At 69.0% G+C, this 24,142-nt stretch carries 16 protein-coding genes, 1 tRNA gene and 1 pseudogene; 6 read left to right on the forward strand and 12 right to left on the reverse strand.

The window, feature by feature from the left end:
- Positions 1–10: 10 nt before the first annotated feature.
- The 5 genes and pseudogenes from OG734_RS19330 to OG734_RS19350 form a co-directional block, all read right to left on the reverse strand.
- Positions 11–766, reverse strand: coding sequence for a DUF6182 family protein (locus OG734_RS19330; protein WP_330288768.1), 756 nt, complete (start codon positions 764–766; stop codon positions 11–13).
- Positions 763–1,419, reverse strand: a complete 657-nt coding sequence (locus OG734_RS19335; protein ID WP_330288769.1) for a dTMP kinase — start codon at positions 1,417–1,419, stop codon at positions 763–765. Before OG734_RS19335 ends, OG734_RS19330 begins: the two co-directional genes overlap by 4 nt.
- Positions 1,416–2,324: a hypothetical protein gene (locus tag OG734_RS19340; protein WP_330288770.1), complete on the reverse strand. Its 909-nt coding sequence runs from the start codon at positions 2,322–2,324 to the stop codon at positions 1,416–1,418. Before OG734_RS19340 ends, OG734_RS19335 begins: the two co-directional genes overlap by 4 nt.
- Entirely contained in the window at positions 2,321–5,107 is a 2,787-nt protein-coding gene (locus OG734_RS19345) for a PEP/pyruvate-binding domain-containing protein (RefSeq protein WP_330288771.1), read from the reverse strand. Before OG734_RS19345 ends, OG734_RS19340 begins: the two co-directional genes overlap by 4 nt.
- Positions 5,108–5,776: 669 nt before the next feature.
- Positions 5,777–5,992: pseudogene (locus OG734_RS19350) on the reverse strand (SDR family NAD(P)-dependent oxidoreductase); the annotation flags it as partial.
- Positions 5,993–7,166: 1,174 nt separating this feature from the next.
- Between OG734_RS19350 and OG734_RS19355 the strand changes: the two are divergent.
- Complete coding sequence (locus tag OG734_RS19355) at positions 7,167–9,686, forward strand: Mu transposase C-terminal domain-containing protein (RefSeq protein ID WP_330288772.1); 2,520 nt, start codon at positions 7,167–7,169, stop codon at positions 9,684–9,686.
- 292 nt (positions 9,687–9,978) lie between these two features.
- Positions 9,979–10,590, forward strand: a complete 612-nt coding sequence (locus OG734_RS19360) for a hypothetical protein (protein ID WP_330288773.1) — start codon at positions 9,979–9,981, stop codon at positions 10,588–10,590.
- 219 nt (positions 10,591–10,809) lie between these two features.
- Here the strand turns inward: OG734_RS19360 and OG734_RS19365 are convergent, their stop codons facing one another.
- The gene (locus tag OG734_RS19365; protein ID WP_330288774.1) at positions 10,810–11,214 is read right to left on the reverse strand and encodes a helix-turn-helix transcriptional regulator; all 405 of its coding nucleotides are present in this window, start codon (positions 11,212–11,214) and stop codon (positions 10,810–10,812) included.
- Between the two features lie 152 nt (positions 11,215–11,366).
- On the opposite strand from OG734_RS19365, the gene OG734_RS19370 reads away from it, so the two are divergent.
- The 4 genes from OG734_RS19370 to OG734_RS19385 all read left to right on the forward strand — a co-directional run bounded on the left by OG734_RS19370 (position 11,367) and on the right by OG734_RS19385 (position 15,187).
- Positions 11,367–12,179: a hypothetical protein gene (locus tag OG734_RS19370; protein ID WP_330288775.1), complete on the forward strand. Its 813-nt coding sequence runs from the start codon at positions 11,367–11,369 to the stop codon at positions 12,177–12,179.
- 232 nt (positions 12,180–12,411) lie between these two features.
- Entirely contained in the window at positions 12,412–13,353 is a 942-nt protein-coding gene (locus tag OG734_RS19375; RefSeq protein ID WP_330288776.1) for a hypothetical protein, read from the forward strand.
- Positions 13,350–14,870: a hypothetical protein gene (locus OG734_RS19380; protein WP_330288777.1), complete on the forward strand. Its 1,521-nt coding sequence runs from the start codon at positions 13,350–13,352 to the stop codon at positions 14,868–14,870. Before OG734_RS19375 ends, OG734_RS19380 begins: the two co-directional genes overlap by 4 nt.
- Before the next feature lie 244 nt (positions 14,871–15,114).
- Positions 15,115–15,187 (forward strand) — tRNA-Arg (locus tag OG734_RS19385).
- Positions 15,188–15,234: 47 nt separating this feature from the next.
- Here the strand turns inward: OG734_RS19385 and OG734_RS19390 are convergent.
- The 6 genes from OG734_RS19390 to OG734_RS19415 form a co-directional block, all read right to left on the reverse strand.
- The gene (locus tag OG734_RS19390; protein ID WP_330293711.1) at positions 15,235–15,795 is read right to left on the reverse strand and encodes a tyrosine-type recombinase/integrase; all 561 of its coding nucleotides are present in this window, start codon (positions 15,793–15,795) and stop codon (positions 15,235–15,237) included.
- A gap of 45 nt (positions 15,796–15,840) precedes the next feature.
- Entirely contained in the window at positions 15,841–16,407 is a 567-nt protein-coding gene (locus tag OG734_RS19395) for a hypothetical protein (protein WP_330288778.1), read from the reverse strand.
- A 176-nt stretch (positions 16,408–16,583) separates the two neighbouring features.
- Positions 16,584–17,702, reverse strand: coding sequence for a hypothetical protein (locus OG734_RS19400; RefSeq protein WP_330288779.1), 1,119 nt, complete (start codon positions 17,700–17,702; stop codon positions 16,584–16,586).
- A gap of 76 nt (positions 17,703–17,778) precedes the next feature.
- Complete coding sequence (gene fxlM, locus OG734_RS19405) at positions 17,779–19,860, reverse strand: methyltransferase, FxLD system (protein WP_330288780.1); 2,082 nt, start codon at positions 19,858–19,860, stop codon at positions 17,779–17,781.
- Positions 19,861–19,881: 21 nt separating this feature from the next.
- Positions 19,882–21,156, reverse strand: coding sequence for a lanthionine synthetase C family protein (locus OG734_RS19410; RefSeq protein ID WP_330288781.1), 1,275 nt, complete (start codon positions 21,154–21,156; stop codon positions 19,882–19,884).
- On the reverse strand, positions 21,153–24,107 hold the full coding sequence (locus tag OG734_RS19415) for a lantibiotic dehydratase (protein WP_330288782.1): 2,955 nt from the start codon (positions 24,105–24,107) through the stop codon (positions 21,153–21,155). Before OG734_RS19415 ends, OG734_RS19410 begins: the two co-directional genes overlap by 4 nt.
- Positions 24,108–24,142 lie beyond the last annotated feature (35 nt).

The raw sequence follows: 24,142 nt of genomic DNA on the forward strand, positions 1-24,142 counted from the left end.
AGTGGTGCTGTTACCTGTGGTCGGTCGGGCTGTGGCGGCCGTGGTGTGACATGTCGGAGAGCCAGACGTGGCAACGGAGCCGTTCCGGGTCGTCGGGCGCGTGGTGGACGCGGGCATAGCCCGAAGTCCCGCCGACCGCTTCGGCACCGAGGTCGGGGCTGTGGATCAGCCGAAGACGTTCGTCCAGCCGGAGGCGGCCTTGGAGTACGGACTCGCTCAGGGCGTGGTGGAGGTGAATGAGGTAGTCGGCGAGTTTCACGTCCCGTACGGCGATGTGCATGGGCCGGCACGGGCCGCCGGGTGTGGGAGGCGAGCCAGCCGGGGTTTCGGCAGGTGCGATCTCGATGTCCGGGCGGAGTTCCGGAAGAACCCCGGAGACCGGTTTGTACAGCCGGATCGGGCCGGGCAGATGCTGGGGCGCATAGGGCCCGAGCCAGGCGGTGGTCCCGGTCGGGGAGACCAGGCGGGGCGGTGTGCGCTCGGTGAGGTTGGCGGGGTTGCCAAACAGGAAGAGCGTCCGGGTCCAGGATCGGCGCCAGGCGTCCGCTTCGGCCGGGGCAAGTCCTGCCGCGAATGCGCGTGCGCCGTTGACCAGGCCGTCCAGGTCGAAGGAGCGTAGGAGCACCACGACGGTGGCCTCCGAGGGAGGCCCTGCCGCGGGGTCCCGAGGCGGGCCGCCCACCCAGGCGGCGCGTTCGGCGAGGAGTTCGGCCAGCCGCTTCTGCGTCGGCGACCCCACGGTCGTCGGGTGTTCGGTCGAGGTCACCGCAGTGCCTCCGTCCGCAGGGAGGCGAGTACGTCGGCCATGACGGTGTCCGGATCGGCCGAGCCGTCGATGACGGTCAACGGCACGTCGCCGACCTCCTTCAGCAGCGCCTCGCGCAGTTCGGACTGCAACTGAAGGAAGCCGGCCCGGCCCGCGGTTCCGGGGCGCTGCTCAAAGGCGTTGAGAAGGGCTCCCTGACCGCTGCGCGCCCAGATGACCTCGGGCGGGACGTCCAGGTAGAGCACCCCCCTCGGCCTGGGGAAGAGCCGCCAGAGGTCGAAGGTGGGGTCGTGCTCCAGCCCGAGCAGGCGGCATTTGGCGAGAAGCTTGTAGAAGTACGAGTCGACGATCACCGGTTCCGGCCCGGTGGAGCGGGCGAGTTGGTCGCGCAGATGCAACACGATGGTGTGCAACACAGACAGCACCAGTTCCGGGGAGTAGCGCTCCCCGGTCCACAGGAAGGCGTCGTCGATCCAGCGCTGCCGTAGTCGTGCGATCAGCGGGTACTGCTCCAGATATCGGTCGTCGTAGGACACCACGCGCCAGCCGTGGTCGTCGTGGAGGCGATCCAGCACGGTGGACTTGCCCGCGAAGTCGGGTCCGAGCAGGGTCCAGAAACCGGGGTCGTCGGTGGTCGGTGCGTAGGGGGTCACCGCAGCCCTCCTTCCGTGAGCAGGCCGACCGCCAGGAAGCTGGCGTACATGGCCGGCAGATAGTTGCGGGTCAGTGCCACCGGCCAGCCCGTGGCACCTGCCGCGAAGCGGGCCGCAGCGGTGGCCGGCAGGAGCAGCGGAATCAGCAGCAACCACCCCCAGCCGTATCCGGCGGCCCCCGGACGCCATGGCTGGGTGATCGCCAGCACGATGGCAGTGGCCGTCGCGGCGGCGGCGACCGCAGCGGCCGATGTGAGCGCCGGACCGAGCACCGTGACGTAGGTCCGCTCTCCCGGCCGCGGGCGGCGGGTGGTCTTCCGACCGAGCTCCAGGCAGAGTCCACCGAACGTGGCGGCCGCAACGGCCATCAGCCCGGCGAGGTTCGGCTGCTGCTGCTCGGCCCTCAGGAAACCGGCGTACACATACAGGCTCAGCAGGGTCTGGATCGGCAGATTGAGCGCCAGTTGGAGTCCCAGCCTGTCGGCCGACGGCCGGCCTGTCCGCCATTCCAGGGTCATCACACCGATCCCGTAGGCGAGTTGGACACCCAGCGCGGCCAGCACCATGCCCCGGTGGGCGTTGAGCAGGAGCAGGACGGCGGTGCCGACGGCGACCAGGGTCAGCAGGTCCCGTTCCGTGACCATCCCGCTGGGCAGCGGCCGGGACGGATGGTGTTCCCGGTCGTACCCGTGGTCGCGGAGGTCGTCGAGAGCCCGGAGCAGGAGCATGTCGACGACGAGGGTCACCGCGGTGATGGCCAGCCCGCCGTCGGGCCGCCAGCGGGAGACCGTGCCGACGGTGCAGGCGAAGAGGGCGGTCAGTCCGACGGCCCAGGAGAGCATCAGGGGCAACTGCGTCCTCGGCGGATAGGCCACGCCGATGTAGCGACCCAGTCGGCGGATCATGACGCGCCGTCCAGGATGCGCACCGTACCGGAGGAACCGTCGACCTCGATGAGGCTGCCGTCCGCGATGAGGCTTGTCGCGTCGCGCACCGCCACGACGGTGGGGATGCCCAGCAGTCGGCCGGTGATGGCCGTGTGCGAGAGCAGCGTCCCCCGCTCCACCACCAGGGCGCTGGCCGTCATCATCAGGAAGAGCCAGCCGGGGTCGGTCTCCCGTGCGACCAGGATGCGGCCCTGGCACTCGTCGGCGTTGACCGACGGGTCAAGAACGATCTTGGCCGTGCCCCGCACCGTGCCCGAACTGGACGCCAGTCCGGTCAGCAGGCGCGATGGCGCGGTGCCGTCCTCGGGCACTGCCTGCCGCGCCGCGTACTGGCCGGTGACGGACCGCAGCGCGGTCGCCAGCGGCAGGTCCCCGTCGGTCGTCATACGTGGTGGCAAGGGGTCCCCGGCCGTCCAGCGTGCCCGCTCGGCGGCGCGCACGGCCGCGAGTCCCCTGAGGTCGGCCCCCGCGAGTGTCCCGTCGAAGGCGCCCAGAACCTCGTCGGCAGTGAGGTCGAGAACGTCCCTGGGCCGGTCCAGGCGGCCGGCCGCGGCCAGTTCCTCGCCCAGCCTCATCAGCAGGACGCGGACGTCGCCGATGAGCTGACTCCGGCAGAAGCGGGTGTCCTCACGCACCCGGGTCAGCATCCGCATGATCCCGAACGTTCCACGCAACGCCGCTCGCTTGAGGGGGTTGCGCAGATTGGCGTGCAGCTCCTGCTCGGCCTGTCGGCGGATCTCCCGGCCGGCGGTCCGGCTGCCCTCGACGGTCAGTCCCTGCCGCAGATACGCGCGTACCGTGTGCAGGACGGTCCAGGGCTGGTCACGCGGTGTCAGCGTCTCCAGCTTGAGGTCGTGCAACCCTCGGTCGCCGTAGTGCTGGACATGCTGGCGCATCGCCGAGACGAACGGCTCGTCGTGGCCCTGCTCCGTCAACCGCCGCCACAGCTTTTCGGGGTCCTGGTCGGACATCAGGGCGGTGCGCAGGTCCGGGGACGCGGCCGCGGTCTCGGCCAGGGCGATGGCCGATCGCAGCGCCGCGGCGGACCGGTTGTCGGGTCCGCCGACCAGCATGCCGTTGAGCAGGCTCCGGCCCGCCTCCGGGAGCCACCGGCGCAGCAGGCCGTTGGCGGCCCAGGTCACGGTGAACAGAAAGAGCCCGTTCACCAGCGTGACGCCCCAGCGGCGGGACACCTGCGCCCACAGGGTGCGGTAGGCCTCCACCGCCTCGTGCGGGCGCATCGCCGACACATCCGAGAACTGCGGGTGGTAGCTGTCCCACCAGTGCAGGAACCGGCGGACCCGGCGGGGGTGCGCCATCAGCCTGCCGAGGATCTCCGCGAGGTGGACGGCGTCGGCGAGCCGCGGCAGCGGGCCGCGTCGGCGTGAAGCCGAACCGTGGCGGCCGCTCTCCGCGAGTCCCAGGGACTGTTCCCAGGTGGACCACAGCGGCCGGAAGCAGCGGATCTGCCCGTGCAGCCTGTACCAGGAGTCCAGTTGGTAGTAGACCCGGCCGTCGAGGTGTCCGACCATCCGGCGCAGCAGTGGCCGGTTGTGTTCCAGAAGGCGGGCGGGCACGCCCATCCGCCGGTACAGGTCGCCGAATCCCACCTCGTACAACGTGCGGGCCACCGAGAACGTCAGAGCGCAACTGACGCCTGGATAGCTCTCCGTGACGTTGTTGTTGTCCCAGAGGATCCCCCCAGCGTTCCCGCCATGGTCCGGTGGGGTTGTGGATGCCTGCGGCGCGGTCACGATCGGCCGGGCCTGCACCAAGTGGACGCCGCCGTCCTCGGTGATGGTCCCCTCGATGTCCTGGGGCTCCCCGAAGTGCTCCTCGACACGTAGCGCGAGGGTGCTGATCTCCTTCAGTTCGGTGTCCGAGAGCACCGGGGCCGCCGCCTGCCGTTCGTCGACCGGCACCGCCACCGGGCCCTGATCCGGTCGCGCCGGGTCCCAGCCGACCGCCCTGCTCTTGACCACGACATGAGCCTCGATACGCCACGCCACAGGATCGACGAAGAAGTGGTCGACGTCCGCCTTCTCCTGGACGACGCCCTCGCCGATGCCGTGAGCCGCCGCGATCACGCAGCGCCGCGCACTGTCATGGGGGGCACGGGGGTCACGGGTGAAGGCGACGAAGGACCGTGCTCCCATGACCATGCGCTGCACTCCGACCGCCACCCGCGCGCTGAAGGGGTCGAGCCCTTGCCTGGCCCGGTACAGCGCCGCCTCCGGATTGAAGGCGGAGGCCCAGCACGAGAGGATCCGGTCGGCGAGTCCTTCTCGGCCCACGTAGAGGAAGCTGTCGCTGAGGCCGGCGAACGGGTCCTGCGCCGAGTCCTCCCCCAGCTCCTGATCGCCCGGCCGAGGCACCACGCAGGCACGCACCGCCACCAGTCCGCCCGGTCCGGCGAGCTCGTCGAAGCGGCGGTCCAGCGCCTCCCTCAATTCCTGGGGCACTTCCAGACCGTGAACGACACTCTGGAGGGCTCGCGCCCTCTCTGCCACCGCCGAGGCGGAAGACGTCCCCCAGTCCGGAGACGTGGAGTCGGGGGGCGTGGGCAGCTCCGGACGGACCACACGGTCGAAAACGGCGGCGGGTACACAGGCGAAGGGAGGTATCGGGAATCCCTCAAGCCCCAGCACCGCCTGCCGTGCGAATTTATGCCCGACCTGCAGCGGATCCACCAGTCCGGCTCCGCTCCCGATCAGCCAGTCGGTGCCCGAGCCATCCCGCATCACGGCTTCCCCGCCAACGCCAGGGCACGGCCGAGCGCCGGAGCCGGCCTGCGGGATTCCCCACCCGACCTGGGGCGGAGAACACGCTGACGACTGCTGGCCTGCAACGGAGGGAACACCCTCGGACTCCCTCCCCGGAGTGGGTTGCTCGCGTATGGCCAGCACATCCGCGCGGGCGAGATCTCAGCTACACAGCCTGCGAGGTTGTCGGCGCCGTCGGGCAGGACACTGATGCGTCCGAAACCGTGCTCGCAGTGGCGGCCGGTGCCGACATCCTGGTGGGCGAACTCCAGGACGACGTCCGTGCTCGGACCGCGTCCAGCACCCGTATCGAACATTGACTTACTCATGAGAGATCGCCTTCCGGGTGCCGTATCGGCGCCAGGGGTTGTGTGGTGATGAATGGCGTCACGTCGCCGGAGGAGCTCGGACTCCTCGCCGCCGACAGGACCGATCGGGTGCACGGTGCGCCACGAGCGGGCGGACCGTGCTTCGGGACGTATCGCTCAGGCGCGGGTCACCGTAGGCCAGGCCGGTGCTGCGAGTGACAGGCAGCGGGGATCGGTTGGCTGAACCGGCTGTGCCGGGTCAGTGCGCCTGGGCCGCAGACTCCAGAAGGAGGACCGGGATGTCACGGTCCATGTTCTTGTGGTGCTCGGCGTAGTCGGGGACGTTGACGCGGCCGAAGCGGTCGACGGTGGCCTCGGGGCTGGAGACGTCGAGCTTGGTGACCAGCAGGTTGTCCTGGGGTCCGCCGAGGGTCTTCTCGACCTCTCCGGGGCGGCGGCCGGTGGCGACGACCTGGTGGCCGGCCGCGAGGGCTTCACGGGCGATGTCCGTGCCCAGACCGCATCCGGCACCGGTGACGAGAACGACCTTGCTCATGAGGGGTTTCCTTCTTTCAGGCGCCGTGATCCGGCACCCGGTATGTGCGGTGGTGATGCGTGCAGCGGAGAGGCAGGTGGCACAAGCACCGCGGTATCCTGCCGTTCGTGCCGCCCTTGGGCGGTGCACGACCAACAAAACCGTTTGTCACGGGAGTGTGGGAGTCCCTGATGAGGGGGTCACTGTCAGGGACCCCCAATCCGGCGGGAACGGATCCGAAGCCGCAGATCGAGAAGCCGGCCGTCGAGGTCGGCGTGCATCCCGATGCTCTGCGCGGCAGGCAGAGGCCGATACCGACGAGCGCGACGACCATCTCATCACCGACGAGCGGACCGAACTGGCGGCGCTGCGCAGGGAGAACGCCCAGCTCAAGCGCGCGAACGAGTCCTGCGGACGGCTTCGGCCTTTTTCGCGGCGCGACTCGTCCCGACCCGCCCCAGGTGACCGCGCCCAGCGACGAGCACCCGCACCTGGGAGTCGAGTGGTCCTCACCACGCTCGAGTACGCGCTTGCCAGCCGCCAGGCCGAGCCCGGCAAGCTCATTCATCACGCCGACCACGGCCAAGCGGTAGACATCCATCAAGATCACAACTCGCCTGCTGCGAGCGGGAGTCGATGCGCCCATGAGCTCCGTCGGGGACAGCTACGACTGTCAGTCTCTTCGTACCGGATCCCGCAAGGATCGGATCCGCTACCGGCCCCCGAGCTGCCGCCGACGCCTCTGAAGTGGCGGCAGCGCTTGCTGCGTGCCTGGCCGGACGGTCGACAGGCCAACGCCATGACACCCACAGGGTCAGTCATGAGCAAGAGTCAGACCGACACGGCTGGAACCAACCGACCCGTCGTACCCCTCCATCTCCCCAATTCTTGACCCTTCCATGTCGGCCGCAGCTGAACCGTGTTAAGCCGTCACCGACAGCCTGCGGGGACCAGGGAACCGGCATCGCGTCTCACCCAGTCATGCTTCCAGCGACGTTCTCCGGGCGCCGCCCATTTACGGCGGTCGATCCGCGCGCGAGGCCATCATGAACGTGCATCGGGCCCGTTACGCTGCGAGCGTTACACCGTGAGCGTTGCACATCCCCTCTTCGTCTTGCACTGTCGCCATGTACGCAAGGTGGCACATGGCGGTGTGGGGGTCGCCAGTTCGTCTGACACCGGGTGAGGAAGGCCGATGGATGTGTCGTGGCCTCCACGTCTGGGCGTGGGGGACCGGGTGCGGTTCGAGGGCCGCGCCTGGGTGGTGGCTGGCTTCGCCCGAGGGGGCGTCGAACTCATGGACCCGCTGGGCGGCTTGAGGTGGCTCACGGTGCCGCAGCTGGTGTTGTCCGGGGATTTCGACGTGCTGGAGCGCGGCCCTCGTTCTCCTTCCGTCCTCGTCCTGCCGGCAACCGGGGAGGTACTGGAACAAGCTCGGTGGTGGGAGCGGCACATCGCGGAAGTCATCACTGGCCTGCCTCCCGGCGCCGACGAAGGTGCCGCGCCTCGTCCGGAATTCGACCCGGCTGTCCGCTCGTTGACAGAACGGGAGGCGGCGAAGGCCGCCGAACTCGCCGCAGAGGGTGTGCCCGGGGTTTCGGCACGCACTGTAAGGCGTCGGCGTCAGCGTTACCGGGCGCAGGGTATCGAGGGGCTGATCGACGGACGGGCGGTCAGGAAGCGGGCTCCGGGCTCTCGTCAGGACCCCCGTGTTCTGGAAGTGCTGCTGCCGCTTGTCGCCGACGACAAGCGTGGGCCGACCACGTCGGTGGAACATTACCGCCGGGCCACCGGCAACATGCTGGAGTCGCTCTACGGCCCTGGAGTTGTGAAGCTGCCGTCCCGTTCGACGTTCCAGCGGCTGGTGAAGGAACTCCTCTCCCTGCACGGACGGGCGGGCGGCATCCCGGTGGCAGGCAAGGACGGGATCCGGTCGTCCCGGCCGGGCGAGCGGGTCTATGTCGACACCGTCGCTCTCGCGCTCCCTCAGCATCTCGCTCACCTCGTCCCGCAGGGCGTGCTGATGACGGTCGCGGTGGACGAACTGACCTGGTCCGTCTGCACGGTCATGGTCCGCGCCTCCGGGCGACTGCTGGACGGGCAGCTGCTTCTGGCTCGTTTGTGCGATCCGCCTGCGCTGCGGGACACGGACACCGGCGCGCGCGAGGAGGCTATGCCGCTGATCATGCCCGAATCGCTGCTACTCGACAGGCAGTTGCTCCGACGGCCGCGTGCGTTCACGGACACATGCCGGCGCTTGGGGATCAAGGTTGCACCCCCGGAGCCTACGGGGAAGGCACATGGTGAACGCATTGTCGGGCGGCTCGTCTCCCTGTTCAACGCGGAACTTGCGGTACTTGAAGCGGGTTGGACCCCCGATAAGGCATCGCTGATCAGCTGGCTCCAGAGCCATGCCGAACAATGGGTGGAGTCGGTCTGGCAGCGCCAGACCCAATGGGGTCTGCGGAGCGTGGTCGGCCATGGTGAGCAGCCGACGCCCAGATCTGCGTACGACGCGTGTGTGGCGAGACTGGGATGGGCGCACCTGCCCCTGGGCGGGCATGCCGTTCGCACCTTCCTGCCGAGCACGACGCGATGGGTAGCCTTGGACGGGGTCCATATCAGGGGTAATCGATACGACTGCCCCGACCTCGACCCGCTGCGGGCAGCCGTCTCACGCGCATCGGGGGCCCCAACTCGGCATGTCGAGGTGCGTTTTGATCCGCACGACGTACGCCAGGTATGGGTACAGAGCGGGGATGGGACGTGGATCCGGGTACCACTGGCCCAGACCGGCTCTCTTCGCCGCCCTTCCCACCGCTCCGTCAGCAGGAACGCGGTTCGCCACGAGGGCTGGAACTCCCCGATCGACTTCATGTCGTCGTCCCGACCCTTGCACGACAACCGGGAACGTCTGGCCTACCACGCCCAACTCCCTGTGCTTCAGACGCCGTTCCTGCAGGAGGTGGTGAGACTGGGAGGCCGGCTCACGGTGCTGAACCATGCTGCGGTCGGCGGTCACCACGGCCTGCTGATCACCGGGCCGCCCGGCAGCGGGAAGACGACCGCACTTCAGGAGCTGGGGCGGCACTTCGAGCATGTGGACCGTTCCCACCCTCCCGGCGGCATCCTCCGTGCCTCTGCCGTCTACCTGCGCGTCCACCCCAGTGACAGCAGCCGCTCGGTGCTCTTCAAGCTGGCAGGACTTCTGTCCTACCCCCTGCCGACGAGGGCGAGTACGACCTCAGCTTCCGGAGCGGTGCGCGACGCTCTGCTCTCGTCAGGGACCAGGGTGGTCCTGGTGGACGACATCTTCGCTGCGCAGGGGTCATCTTCCGCCAGTACGAAGCCAGTTGACACGTTGCGCTACCTAGCTGACCAGGTGCCGGCCACGTTCGTGTACGCGGGTCTTGAGGGGCAGGAGTGCTCCCTCCCCGCCGCCTTCCGGACGGGGCAGAGCCGCCTGACTCACCTGCGGGCGGCTCCCGCCCCATACGACGCCGACTGGGAAATACTGGTGGAAACCCTGGACCACGCCCTGCGTCTGCATCGCCATCGGCCGGGCTCCCTGGTGCGGTTGGCGCAGGTGCTGCACGACAGAACCGGCGGCTGGCCGGGAACCCTCGCCCATCTGGTGCGCTCCGCGGCCATCGACGCGATTCTCACCGGAAGCGAGGAGATCACCGAGCAGGACCTCGACGTCATCGCCGTGTGAGCCGGTCCGCGCCGTAGGTTTTATGTGTCAGACGAGACAGCGCGCTCGCCAAAAGACCAGGTTGGATGAGCAACCCCAAAGGCGACTGACTCTTAAGACCAACATTGATGACGGGCCGGAGACGTCAAACTACTGCCCTCCTCGCTTTCGCCGCCTGCCGGTGTCACCGGGAAGTCCCACCGAGCCAAAGGCAGACCGTCTTCGGGCCGGCCGAAGCATCTGCCCGACCATGTCTGCCCTCCTCTTTCACGAAGGGCAGACGGCGCACCTGCCTCGCCGCTACTGTGGCCGTATGAGTCAGCACGATGGCCGCCCGCCTTCGGCAGACTGGGTGGCTCAGGAGATGGAGCAGATGCTCCGCGAGTCCAATGCCCTCATCGAGTCCCACGACGAGCAACTGCGCAGGCTCCGCACCGCGATCGCCCAGATCGAGTCGGAGCGCAAATGTGCGTGCGACGACCGCGACAGAGCCCAAAGCGTGCTCGACGCACTCCACTCGGCGGTACGGCAAGGACAGGAACTGCGGGCAGCCCGCGCCCAGTCCCCGAACCCCCATCTGCACGTGGTCCCCGACGCCGAGGACGTCTCCGCTGTGCCCACCGTCCCAGAAGGCGGCGCGAGTGAAGCGGCGGCGCTTCCTGAGGGCAACCCGGTCGTGGTCATCGACGGCCCCAGGTCCGTGACCATCATGAAGGTGATCTCGACCGACGGACAGCGGCACTGGAGCGTACAGGCCGTCACCGAAGCACTCGGCGAACCCCGCGAGGCGGTACGCCGCAACCGCAGCGTCCTGGAGACCCTGTGTGACCGGGGTGCCCTGTCGCGGCGAGAGAGCTCCGACAGCGACAGGCGGGGCAAGAAGAAGGTCTCCTACCAGCTCGCGGCCCCCTGGAAGGCAGCTTGACGATCACAGCCTGCGGCCCTGAAGCCGTCACCCAGCACACAACCGCATAAAAGACCGCCGCCGTGCCTTGGCCCTTGGATTGCAGCCCTCGGCCTGGGACACGGCGGTGGTCGGCGTCCACACAGGCCGCCACTCTCGACGCTACCGGCTTCCGGTGGTGCATGTCGGGCGTTCGGCCAACCCCACCCGCCGAAGGGTCGAACACCCATGCCTATCGACTTAGCTCGTGCGTGGTCGGCGCTCCTCGCGCTCGGCAGTCTCCAGATCGCGTTGCCGTCTGATTCTCTCGGGCAGCGGCTGCGCCCGGTTTCCGCTCTCGTCCTGCGGCCAGCTCAGGTGATCGGGCCAGAGCCGCTCCCCCAAAGCCCCTTCCAAGCTCGCAACTGTCAGCAGGTCGGGCCACACGACACCGGCCAGGACATTCGAGATGACCTGCCGATTGACCTCACTCGCCTGGGCCAGCGCGTTGGCGCTGATCTTCTTGCGCTCCATGGCTTCCGCGAGCGCACGGGAGACAGCCTGCGCCACCCGCGCCCCGAGCAGCTCGTCCATCACCGCATACGGCCAAACGCCGTCGGTGGCGTATTCGCTGGGCTTCTTGCCACGTCTCTTTCCTCCAGGCATGCGACCAGTGTGACGGAGCAGCCGCCGAGGTGCGTCCACCCATCCCACATGCTACTCAAATGGCAGGATCTTGTGAGGGGCTACGCCCGCATTCCTGCGCGGGAGTTACCCCGCGATGTCATGAGCCGGACCGACGAAGAAGGAGCGCGGTGGTGAGCAGTCGCCAGGGTGTCTCCACGCCGCCCGCGAAGCCGGTGCCCACGGACCGGGTGCTCGCCGGTGAGCATCTGACGATCACCCGGGCCTCTTGTTCGGCCAAGGGGCCGTTCACCGCTCGTGACCTGGAGCAGCTCACCGGCGTCTCGGCGCACCGGTGCGGGCTCGTCATGAGCTTCCTGCGCGCATGCGGGCTGGTCGAGCAAGCACCGGGGCGCGGCACGTACCAGCCGACGAAGGCGGCAGGCGCCGTGGCCGCGGCCTGGGAGGAGAGCGACGCGAAAGGACGCCAAGCACTGCGTGAGGCGTGGAGGAAAGCGTGGTTCGCCCAGTGCGCACGTGCCCGGCTCGCGCAGGGTCCGGCTCTGCGGATAGGTCTCGTCAGCAAGTTGATGACGCGCGCGGAGGTCGGTGAGACACGAAGCCGCCACATCGAGGTGCTGGTCGACCTGATGGTGGCGGTCGGCATGCTCGTTCCGGAGGACGGGGGCTACCTGCGCTGGCATGAGAGTCCCGCAGTCCCGAGGCCGCGAGCCCCGGCCCGTACGCCCGAAGAGGACCAGGCAGCCGGCATGAACTCGGAGGGCATCCGCGCTCCCGTCCCGCCCGAGGGCGTCATCCCAGCACCGCGCCCACATGCCGACAACGCCGCGCCGCCTACGGGTGAGGATCTGATGACCCTGCTCAGCCCGCCGGTGCTGCTGGCCGACCTCGCGCGCCTGTCGCCCGAGGAAATGGCGGCCCTCCACGCCCATATCCGGGGCCTGGCGCTGATCCTCGCCAAGCTGAGGAGGCCGACCATGCCTTAGACGACAACGCCGGAAAGAGCAGGTCCGGCAGCGCCGCATTCCCTTGGCCGGGTGGCGCTGCCGGACCCCCGCCTCCACCACCGCTACGCGCGGCAAGGCCGCGCGCATGAGGGGCTTCGGCATGCCCTCACACACGGCGAGGAGCACCGACCACGGTAGCGGGCCCGCGCCGATTCACGTCAGTGATCCACCGCGCCGTCTTTGGGCACGGTGGCGAACCGGGAAGGCTCCCATGGCCAGAACGAAGATCAAAGATGCGCTCGTGTGCGTTGCCCGCGTCTGGCAGCTGCGTGCCGCGGCCGGAGAACTCAGCTTCGAGACCGTCAATCTCTACACCCAGATCGTCGAGCGTCTCCTACGTTTCGCCGCCGCGCAGGGCGCCACGCGGCTCGACGACGTCACCGCGGACCTCGTCGCGTACTTCATCCAGGCGCCCGGCCACGACCGCCGCCAGCGAATCATTCTCAACCCCGCCGCCGGCACCCGCAGGCAGCGCCGTTCCGCGCTCGAAGCGCTGTTCACCGAGGCACGGGCACTCGGGCTCACCACGGCCGCACCGCTCGTGGACCTCCCGCCGATTCCGCGCAGCCCCCGAAAGCGGGGAACCGAACTCAGTGACGCCGACGTGCAGTTGCTCCGCTTCCACTCGGAGCGCGGCATGCCGGACACCCGTCACGCCGCCCTCCTGGCCCTGCTGCTGGCGGGCCTGCACAGCGCCGAGATCGCCGCCGCGACCACCGACGAACTCAACCTCCTCGACCTCTTCCAAGCCGAGGTGTGGACCGACGGCGCCACCCGCACCCGCGGCCGAAGCTGCCCCCTCGACGAGTGGAGCGCACGAGCGCTGTGGCTGCGCCGCGCCCATCTACTGCGCAGCGCCGGCACCAGCTCGCCGCAGCGACTGGTCACCGCGGCGTCGTCCGCCTACCGGTCACAGGCCAGCGTCTGCTCCGGATTCGGCGACATCGCCCGCCGGAGCGGCCTCGCCACACAGGAACGCCGGGTCGAACCCAAGGACGTCACGCGTTACATGGCCCGCAAGATCCTCTACGAGACCGGGCAGCTCTCCGAGGTCGCCCGCCGCCTGGGGCTGTCCTCCCTCGACTCGGCAGCCGCCCTGGCCGACCTCCAGTGGAAGCCCGAGGACGACGGCGAAGGCGGCGAGGCAGCGTGAGCACTCCCAAGAAACGCAGCCGACCCAAGGGAAAGACCACCAAAGGCCGGAACTGGCTCTTGGGACCCATCCCCGACGACGTCTTCGGTTCCGCTTGTGACCCTCCACCCCCACCAGGTCCCGAAGCACCCCCCATCGCGATCGACGAGCGATTCGAGTACCTCCTCCACAACCCCGACCTCTACACGGCGATCCGCGCGACACTGCCGGCCCGCAAACCCCACAGCGTCGGCCGTCCACCGTCGCATCCGCCCTACGTCTACTTTCTCTTCCTCTGCGCCATCTCCGTATTCGGCTCGGCGCGGAGCACCGCGCGGCACTTCCAGCGCGACATGTGGTGGGGCGCCGTACGCGAGGCCGTCCGCAAGCACCTCGGTACCGAGGAAGCCGACGCCCTCAAGCCGGTCGGCCCCAACAGAAGCCAATGGAACTACTTCTTCAAAAACCACCTCAAAAAACACGTGACCGCCTTCCGTGACGCAAGCCGAGACCTGTGGATCCAACAGGCACTCGACATGGGAATCATCGCGGAAGAAAGGTCGAGAGGAAACTGGGTATACCCGGAGCGCGAACAAGTCCTCCACGGTGACGCAACGGTTGCCGCGCCTCCTTCCGCCCAGACCAAGCACGAGACCGTCGACAAGGAAACCGGGGAAATGAAACGCCACCGAGTGGACGACGACGCCAGCTACACAACCGAGGGAGGAGGCCGGAAGGTATACGGGAACAAGTTCCTGTCCATCGCAGCCCGCGCAGCCAACACCCCGCACAGCCGAGTCATCCTGGCCCTGGAATCCATCCGCCACAAATCACGGATGCGCGATCCAGAACGCGACGACGAAGGAACCGCAGTGGTCCGGCTCGTCCGGCACCTTTTGACGAAGGCACCCGGAGTTCGTGCTTTCACCTATGACACCGCGCTGCGCGGCGTCCACCGCGCCCCCATAATCGCTGGAGGAATCGTCGTATTCACCACCCAGCACGGCGGTATCGAACCCCACCCGCTACTGAAGTACGAAGGCAGAGGGTGCGAGGGTGCACTCGGCCACGACCTGTACGTTGCCGAGGGACGGGTGTGTGAACGCCGCATCACTGTGGACGGCGAAACGTACTACATACCTCTGCCGGTCCAAGAACTGGAACGTCGAAAGGGAATCGAAAAGACTCGCTTCTCTCATCGCATGACCATTCCCTGCTCGCGAGGCGATCACAGGATCCGTATCCGTGTGGACGAAACAAAAGAAGACAGCGAAGTAGATCCGTCCACCAAAAAGAAGCGCTTCAACAGGACCGAACACCTGAGGCAGATCCCACCCGACACACCCGCGGGCCGCCGGCTCAAGGGATTCCGCCAGGACAGCGAATCCCAGCATTCACGATTCGACCAGGCATATCCGCACAAACGAGTGCCTGCCTACGGCGCCAACGCTGCCCTGCTCATCTACATCGGCTACGCCTGGGTCAACAACTCCACCACCCGGATCATGGCCCGCAAGCCGGTGGGCCTCGCGGCCTGACACCCCACAGCCCAACCGACAGCTCACGCCCTCCCAGGACGCCCGATCGAGGCAGGCCTGCCACGCAGGCCTGCCTCCCGCCGCCGACCTGACCGACGCGCCAACCGGCGAAGTGCCACGCGCTACACTGACGGCGGTGGCACAGCCGTACGTCGGCTAGGCCGCCACAACACTGTTGGGATCCCGTCTGGCTTGGCCCACTCACCTGGGCACCAATTTCAGACACGTTTTCCGACAGATCCCCGCCTTCGTAGCTCAGGGGATAGAGCACGGCTCTCCTAAAGCCGGTGTCGCAGGTTCGAATCCTGCCGAGGGCACAACGCAGAACGCCGCTGACCTGGGGTTTCCTCCCCAGGGAGGCACTCTATTCGGCCTCGGACTCCTCGTCCGGGGCCGTTTGCGTGAGCGGTGCGTGAGCGGACGGAGAGTTGATCTCCGAAATATCTCCCAACGGATCAGCATCATCCGGCACGGACTCCGGGCCTGGATCCTCCGTGTCGTCGGGCTCGGCCTCCGCTTCGGGGGCGGCGTTTTCGGAGGTAGCACGGGCGCGCGGTACGAGCCGGGCTGCGGCCTCGGCGATCGCCAGATCCGCCTCGGGAAGCAGGCTCGTGTACGTGTCGGCCGTGATGGTGATCGAGGAGTGGCCGAGCATCTCCTGGATGTCCTTCAGGTCAGCCCCGGCCGCGTGGGCGAGGGTCGCGGCACCGTGGCGGAGGTCGTGGAGCCGAACCGGCGGAAGCCCGATCTCCTCGTACAGCTCGATGAACCGCCGTGTGACGTTGGCGGGGTGGAGCATCTCACCGTTTTCCTTGGTGTAGACGCGGCCGGTCTCCACCCAGGCGTTCTCCCACTCCTTACGGTCCTTGTCCTGCTGGGCGCGGTGGCGTCGCAGGGCCTGGACCGTGTCGGAGTCCAGCGCGATGGTGCGCGCGCCGGCGTCGGTCTTGGGGTCGTCCTCGTAGACCTCTCAGCCGTTCACGACGAGTTGCTTGGCGACGGTGATGAGACCGGCGTCCAAGCTGGTGTCGGCCCACTTCTGCCCGCACGCCTCGCCCCGTCGCAGTCCGCGGAACGCGATCAGGTGGAACAGCGCGTACAGGCGATCCTCCGCGACGTGGTCGAGGAAGAAGCCGATGTGCTCCGGTGTCCAGACCATCACCGGGGAAGGTTTCTCGCCGGTGCGCTTCCAGTGAAGGATGCGTTCCACGCCCACCAGGCCGACACCGCCCGCCAGGCCGTCCAGCACCTCCAGACAGCCGCCGACCGCGCCCTCGCCCCGACGCTCGCCGAACTCACAACCCGCCCGCCCAGGGAAGAAGCCCGCCGCGTTCTGGCCAGCGACGTACGAGCAGCAGTCCCCCACCACGCCGAGCGAATCCTCGCCGACCCGGCCTGGCCCGCGCTCGCCACCGTCCTCGCCGACGCCGAAGCCCACGGCCACCAACCCCACCAACTCCTCAAGGAAGCCGCTGCCCAACGCGAACTGACCACCGCCCGCCAACCCGCCCGCGTCCTCATCACCCGCATCCAGCACACCAGCCGCAACCCCGCACCCAACCGCCGCGCCGAAGCCGCCCGCCGACGCTCCACCATCACAGCATCGGTCCGCGTTCAGCAGGCCCAAATTGGTCAGCTTCCATCGGCGACTGCGACGCCTACGGAACAGCAGCACCGACAACGCCGATAGACACACAGTCAGAACCGCAAGGGTTACTTTCCTCCGGGCCCGGAGGAACGTGCGAGGCTTTCCCGGATCACGCTGTCGCTGGCGCGCAGGGCCACCGTCAGTTCTCCTCGCAGCTCGTCCGGGAGGAGCTTTGTGCCGAGGGCGCAGGCGCGCACCAGCGCGCGACAGTCCTGCACTTGCCGGTCCGTGGCGATCTCGGTGAACAGAGGATGAGCCAAGTTCTCGCGGGCCACGTAGCCGTCTTCGGTGTCCGTCGCCCTGCGGTGGAGGTCCTCGACGATGCGGTGCGCGGTAAGCGCCTCGGCGGAACCGATCGCATCGAGGACTGTAAGTCCGAGCCGGGTGTCGAAGACGGACATCCCGGGTTCGGTCTTCCGTCCGGAGTAGGCCGTCACCAGGTCCGCCAGGTGGCCGCCGATCGGCTGCCCGGCGTCGCGGCGGCATAGAACCGTCAAGCATGCCGTGACGGCTTGCTCCCACGCATCGCCGGGCATCGTGTCGGCAAGGAGGACAGCGGCCCACACGGTGTCACGCGCAGCGAGGGCGGTGAGTACGGCGACCTGCCGACCGTCGAGCATCCGCTTCCCGATGCCATGGTGGGCTTCGATGTGCGCCAGAGCCTCAGTCCATCGCCCCTCGGTGGTGAGGGTGCGCGTGCCGTCGGCGAGGAGCACGCGCCACAGCCACGTGCGAACCTCTTGGCGGTCTTCGCCGGTCGCAGTGAGGTCCGCAGGTACGTTGACGCCCTCGACCCGGGCAGCTGTGCCCGCCTCGACAGCCTTGTACAGGTCGAGCAGTCGCTGACGCCCCTCATTTGCGCGGCCGGCGCGGATCTGGAGGCGGGCCAGGTTGACGACTGGTTCCAACCCCCGGATCGCGCTCATGCTGGGGAGGGGGCAGGCGTGGAGGTAGGCAGCGGCGTGTTGGTGGCACATCTCGCGAGCGCGATCGGGAAGGCCAAGATCGGAGGCGATGAGCGCGGCCTGGTTGTAGACGGCCGATGCGAGCCCTTGATCGCTCTTCTTCACAGCAGAGTCGGCGAGTTCGCTGAGGCTGCGCACACGCTCGGGCAAGGGCAGGCAGGCGGGCCGGAATCGGGCGACGAGCGGGAAGCGCTGGGCTGTGGGTCCGTGCGGATCCATGAGTCCCCCAGTGTGTGGGTGAGGGCTGGTGGACGGTGCCCGCGTGCTGCGGGCACCGTCTGCTACGCGTGGGGCGTCACCGCCAGTCGACGACGATGCGGTTCAGCGAGGTGTCGAGAGAGAAGAGACCGGGGCGCTGCTCGATCTTGTGGGCGCCGAGGGGCTGGATCTCGAACGTGGCCTCACGGCCTCGATACTGCCTGTCCCAGGTGCGGATGGCGTCGGCGACCTTCGCGGCCAGTTCGTCGCTGCCGGGGCCGTGGCCGATGACGCCGAACTCCCAGAGCTTGTTGCCCTCGGTGGTCTTCTCCTTGGACACGCGCCGGGCGAGGTAGGTGACGGCGCCCTTGTCGACGACCGCAGTTGACGAGGGGTAAGGGTCCTCCGTGAGCAGCGTGCCCTTGGCGCTCTGGGGGAACAGCATCCGGATCAGACCAGAGGGGAGGGAGCAGGTGACGAACAGCTCCATCCACTCCGGCGACTCCATGGCGCGGACCGTCATGCCGGTCCACTCCTCGGTGCGCGGCTGGTCAAGTACGCCTGCGAGGGCATCGGCCTCGATGCTGAGCCCGGCGGGGGCCTGGAGTCGTACGGCGCCGTCCGTACTGAGCGGGATCACTCGGCGGTCGTCGTCAGCGATGCCCCGCCGAAGCGGCATGAAGGTGTTCATCTCGCTGCCGAGGGACACCCACCGGCCGTCACGCTGCTCGTAGGCGATGGAGCGGGACACTGTGCCCTTGAGGCGCTGGGGTACGAGGAGCCGGCCGCCGGGGGCGAGCTGCTGCAGCCAGGCGTGCGGCACGCCGTACGCGCCCACGGTGGCGATGATCCGGTCGTATGGCGCTGCTTCGGCGTAGCCGAGTGCCCCGTCGCGGGTCACTGCCTGGACGTTGGTGGTTCCGGCGGCGGCGAGGTGCGCACGGGCGCCTTCCACGAGGTCGTCGTCAACGTCGAGGGTGGTCACGTGCCCGCCCTCGCCAACCAGATGGGCGAGCAGACCGGCGTTGTAGCCGGTGCCGGCGCCGAGTTCGAGGATGCGCTCGCCGGGCTGGGCTTCGAGCTGATCCAGCATGAGGGCGACGACGCCCGGCTGGGAGGCACAGGAGATGGACGTGCCGTCGGTGTCGTACTTGATGTGTACAGGTGCGTTGGCGTAGGCGTCTTCGAGTGACGCGTCAGGCACGAACACGTGGCGGGGCACGGTCCGCAACGCGGTCTCGACGGCGGGCGTGCGGGCGTGTCCGTCCGCGCGGAGCTGGTCGACCAGGGCGTTGCGGAGGCGCTCGGCGTCCGCCGTGGAGGTAGTGATCGTGTCGGTGTTCACCGCACGGACGCTATCGATCTCGGCCGTTGCCTCGATGGGCGACTCGGTGTGGTCACTCGTTCCCATGACTACCTCTCGTGCGATGTGGGACAGGGCGCTCTGGTCGTCCTGGAGGAGACCGGCGCGGTTGGCGTGGAAGATCACGTGGTGGGCGATGACGGCTCGCAGGCCGCGAGTGAGGGCGCCATGGGCTGCGAGGTTGGCGAGCGTGGTGCCGGCCCGTTCGAAGGCGGTCACCCATTCCTCGTGCGCGTCGAGTGGGCCACCCGGACGGCAGAGGTTGTGGGCGTCGGCGGTCATGAGCTTTCGCATGCCCGGGGCCAGTTCGGCGGCTCGTTCGGGTAGTGGTGGATTGGTGGCCGGTCGAAGGGCCGCGAACTTCGCCCATACGTCGCCCTGTTCGAACCAGTCGAGTCCAGCGCCGCGCATCATGGCGCTCGCCAGCAGGACGGCGGTCTCCCGGCGTCCCAAGTGCATCGGGCTCAGCTGGTAGGTGAGCAGATGGCGGGAGTCGCTGTGGAACATTTCGTGGGCTGCGTCCATAGCCTGGGGTCCGCCGAATGCGTCGGTCTCGGGCTCGTAGACGCAGGGCAGGCACGACACGGCCACGCCGTCGCCGATGAGGTCGCTCAGGAGTGACTCAATGGCTGGTGAGGGCTTGTCCGCGAGGTAACGCAACGGCCAGGGCTGCTTGTTCATGAACCACCAGCCGGTGAGCTGCCCGTCGGCCTCGGCCTCGATCAGGGCGGGGCCGAGGCGTTCGGCGATAGTACGCCGGGCAATCTCGCGGTCGACGAAGGTGATGTTGTGCTGCTGCCAGCGGTCGGGAGGCATAGAGGTCCTTCGGTCGGTGGATCAAGCGATGAGGAGGCATGCGTCCCAGGCGGACCGGGGTGGTGCGGCGGTGCTGGGCGCGAGGAGGGCCAGGGCTATGCCGGCGGCGCCGTCGAGGAGGCCGGGGCCGCCTTCCTCGTCCTGAATGAGCGCCGTTGCCATGAGTTCGGGGTCGGTGCCTGGTGGGATGACCGCAGCCAGGAGGGCCGGGATCGCGGCTCGGAGGTTCCCTGCGGTCGAGGGGTGGGCGTCGTCGGCCGTACGCGCGGCAGTGTGGGCGAGGCCGGCGAAGCCGTGGCAAAGGCCGTTGTCCGTCGTGGCCTTCAGTTGCTCGGGATCGGTGAGTGCGGCCACGAGCGCGTTCTCCGCGTCGATCTGACGGTCGGCATCGCCGAGGGCGAGCGCGGCAAGTTGCTGGGCGCGGGCGAGGCCGGCGGTGCCGTAGCACCAGGACGGCCGCCTGGGGGTTGACGAGCCGAGACTCCCCCTGCGCAGTTCTCCCTGAGTGACCCAGTACGGCCAGACCGGTCCGCCGCTGGTCTTCTCCTTCCAGTGGTCCAGCCAGGCCAGGATGGTGCGCAGTGCTGCGTGGTGCCCGTCGGTGGCGGAGCCGTTCCGCGCGGCGAGGGCCAGGAGCGCGAGCACGCCACCGATGCCGTGGGCCATACCGGTGTTGGCGTGCCCGCCGGGGAATCGGTCCTCCGGGCTGCCCGAGGGGCCGGTCTCCGACCACCAGCCCGGCAGAGTCTCGCCGTGGTGGGTGATCGGTTCGGTGAGGCGCACGCAGTAGTCGAGAACGGCGCGCATCGTGGAGCTGCCGGGGTCTCGGCGCAATAAGTAGGCGCCATATCCGGTGAGGCCCCGGATGGCGTCGAACTCGGCGAGCTGCGGCAGACGTTCGGTGTCGATGCGGCGGTGTGCGGTGTCGAGACGGCGTCCGACGTCGACTGCGATCTGGCCGTCCAGCGCGTCGAGGGCGCGCTGGTAGGAGCTGGGGAGGTGGTCGGCGACGCAGCTCAGGGCATGGGCGAAGGCGGGCACTCCGTAGAACGGGTGGCTGTCCGGGCCGCTGGTGAGCGGCTGCCTGGAGGCGGCGGCGAGCCAGTCGTGGGCGCGCTGCCACGGGCCGAGGCCGTTCGCTGCCAGCTCGATGTGCAGAAGCGCGATTCCGGGAGGGCCGTACGCGAGGTGCTGCCGGTCCGAGGCCAGCATCCTGGAGTTGAAGGGCGCCATGTCGGGGTCGGCGAGCCGGGCGGCGATGGCGTCGACCAGGCCGAGCGCGGGGTGGGCGGTCACGAAGTCCTCCCCCTGGTGCGGGCGGTCCAGGCCAGGGCGGCGGCGCGCGCCAGGTAGAGGCAGACCTCTTCCTCCGGGAAGTTCACGGCGACGTGGCGCACGAAGTGGACGTGCAGCAGGGAGGTCAGGACATCGTCGACGGTGATGCCCTGGGTGTCCGGGCCGGGCAGGTGCGGCCGGTACTCGGCGAGCGCCGTATCCCGGTCGGCCCATGCCGACACGATGGCGTCCCCGCCCGGAACAGAGCGCAGCGCTGCCCAGTCGTCGCATGGGTCGGCGAGCCGTACAGCCTCGGTGAACTGCGGGCGCGGAACGGGAGCGGGGGCTGTCGGCGGGATGTGGTCGATCAGCCACCGCATCCCGGCTGCGGTGCTGCCGAGGAACGCGGAGGCGATGGCGACGGTGTGGGCCACCACCAGCGTGCGCGGTCCGGGGCGCTGTGGCTGCGCGAGTTGGGCCAGGATGGCGCGCGAGTCCGCCCGGAACACCTCCTCGGCCGCCTCCCACGCGGCGCCGGAGCCCCAGCGGCCCATCTCACGGTAGGAGGTGGGATAGCGCAGGTCAGCCAGCAGGCCGACGCTTCGTAACTCGTCGGCCCAGGCGCTCACCGTTCGGGCCGTGTCGGCGAAGGCTTCCGGGTCGGGGAGGGCGATCCGTACGCGGAGGTGTTGGTCCGGGTCGCGGAAGCGGATGAACCACCACGGCGGGTAGCCGAGTTGTTCGAGGAGGCCGGGCAAGTGCCGGGAGAGCAAGACGTCTTGGCGGCGGGGAACGCCGTACAGGGCGGCCAGAAGAACCGAGGAAGCGGCGGGCGTCTGCATCTGGGCCGCAGACAGGGCACGGGCCCGGCTGGGAGCGGGCAGCGGTGGCCATGCCGACGGCCTGGTTGCTTTGAGGGGCACCACGACCTCGTGGGCTCGCCCACCGCACCAGCCGTACGCCTCCGGTTCCGGGGCCTCGACCAGCACGGCCAGGTGTGTGCGGTCGAGGTGCTGACGCAGGAGCGTCCGGTAGCCGGCCTCGTCGAGGTCGAGGAAGAGACGTCGGTCGTCCTCGACGAGATGGACGCGGCGCGGCAGCCTCCGCCGGGTATGCCAGTCGGTGAGCGCAGCATCCCACTCCGGCCGAGGACGGACGCGGTCGGGCAGTTCGGACGCTTCCAGCCGCCAGCGTGCCGGGGCCAGCACGATCCGGCCGTACCGCAGACGTGGAAGAAACGGCATCGCCGCTGCGGCACCCCAGTCGAAGACGGTGACCTGCGCGCACTGGGCGCGGGACAGTTCGGTGAGGAACCGCACCAGCGGCGGGGTGTGGGTGTGGAGGTTCAGGGCGTGCATCCCTATGGCCTCGACGCGGTGGCCGCGCTCGGGGGCAGCGAGGTACATGCGGCGGCCGTCGCACCCCACGGCCAAGTCCTCCGGGGTGAGGGCGGTGTCCTGCGGGGCGCGGTGTTCCTGAAGGCTGATCACAGTGGGCAGGACCTGTGGGGAGCGGGTGACGTGGGCGCTCTCAGGGAGCAGTGGCGGGAAAGAAAGCTGCGCGGCCATGGTGTTGTCGTCTGCAGCCGGGAGATCGGCAAGCTCGGCGGCCAGGGCATCCCGGTCGGCGGGGGCCAGCACGCTGAGGAATCGGCCTGCGGAGACGCCGGCACCACGGGACACGTTCACGACCTCCAGCCGGAACCGCCCACGCTGCAACTCCTCCAGGCTGGCCGCCTGCACCCGCACCCCGATCTCCAAGTGCGGCGGCAGCCGGGGCTCGTCGGGACCCGCGTCCAGGGCCTCAACCTGTTCGTCCGTGAGGATCACTTCGTCACGGCCGTCGAGCGCGGCGGCCTGGGCCAGCCGTACGAGGGCGTCGTCCCGAGCGGAGACGCGGGGCCTGCGTGCGCTGGCCGGAGCGCCTGGGTAGCCGTCGGGATAGCCGGTGCCGCTGTCCGCCACGGCCTCCGCGAGCGGCACCATCGTGCCGATGCCGTACCGCTCGTAGAACCGCTGGTGGTACTCGTTCCAGGCGGCGGTGCCGTACGGGCGGATGCTCAAGCGGGTCAGGATGAGAGCAGCGCGCTCGACCTCTCGGGCGACCGCTTCCTGCAGAACGATCTGCGCGTCCAGGCGGAGGTCGAGCGCGACGGGGTGCCGACGCAGGCCGGGGACGAGGCCTCGCATCCGCGCCGCGACGCTGTCCCGGCCGCCATGCGTGGCGCACTCCTCAAGGCCCGCCCGGACCGCATGGAGTTCGCGTACGGTCTCCGCGATCGGGGCGAGGCTTCCAGCGTCGATCGCGTCGAGCTGGCCCACCAGATGCCCGAGGGCATCGGTCTCGGTGCTCGGAGCGTGCAGGCCCGTGATCAGCACCCGCCGCCGGATCAGCTCCGCCAGCAGTTGACGCGCCTTCTCGGGACCGGCCTCGGGGAACTCCGCCTGGAGCTTGTCCACGAGGGTGCCGAACCGGATCGGCAGTCGGGTTGCAGCAAGGACCGCTCGCACCGGTCCGATCAGGGCCAGAGACGCCTCGACCGCGCGAGTCCGGTCGCCCTGGATGTCGGGCTGGAACGGCACGATGAGCCGGTCGCCCCGGTACGTCACGGTGTTGTTGATGACAACGGGCAGCCGTTCGAGGAGGTCCGGACACGACTCTAACCATGCGATCACGGCAGCCAGCCACTCTGCCCCCGCGCGGCCGATAGCCACGTGCTCCTCGCCCCAGTCGGCCCGCGCCTGCGAGCCGAACTCCGCGGTGGCCACGCCGGCGAACAGGCCAAAGGGCGTAGCCCGGTGCAGGGCCCGCAGCAGGTAGCGGGCCACGGACAGCGCCGCTCGCTGCACATCCCGGAGGGCGGGATGCTCAGCCGTACACAGGTCCCCTACCTGCGCGGCCAGGACCGGACTGGAGTGCTGGAGTGCCTCGGCGACGTCCTTGTTCGCCCAGACCGCCCGTAGCCACGCCACACGGGCAGACGAACCACTGGGCGAGCGGTCATCGA

This window comes from Streptomyces sp. NBC_00576 (assembly GCF_036345175.1).
Lineage (GTDB): Bacteria > Actinomycetota > Actinomycetes > Streptomycetales > Streptomycetaceae > Streptomyces.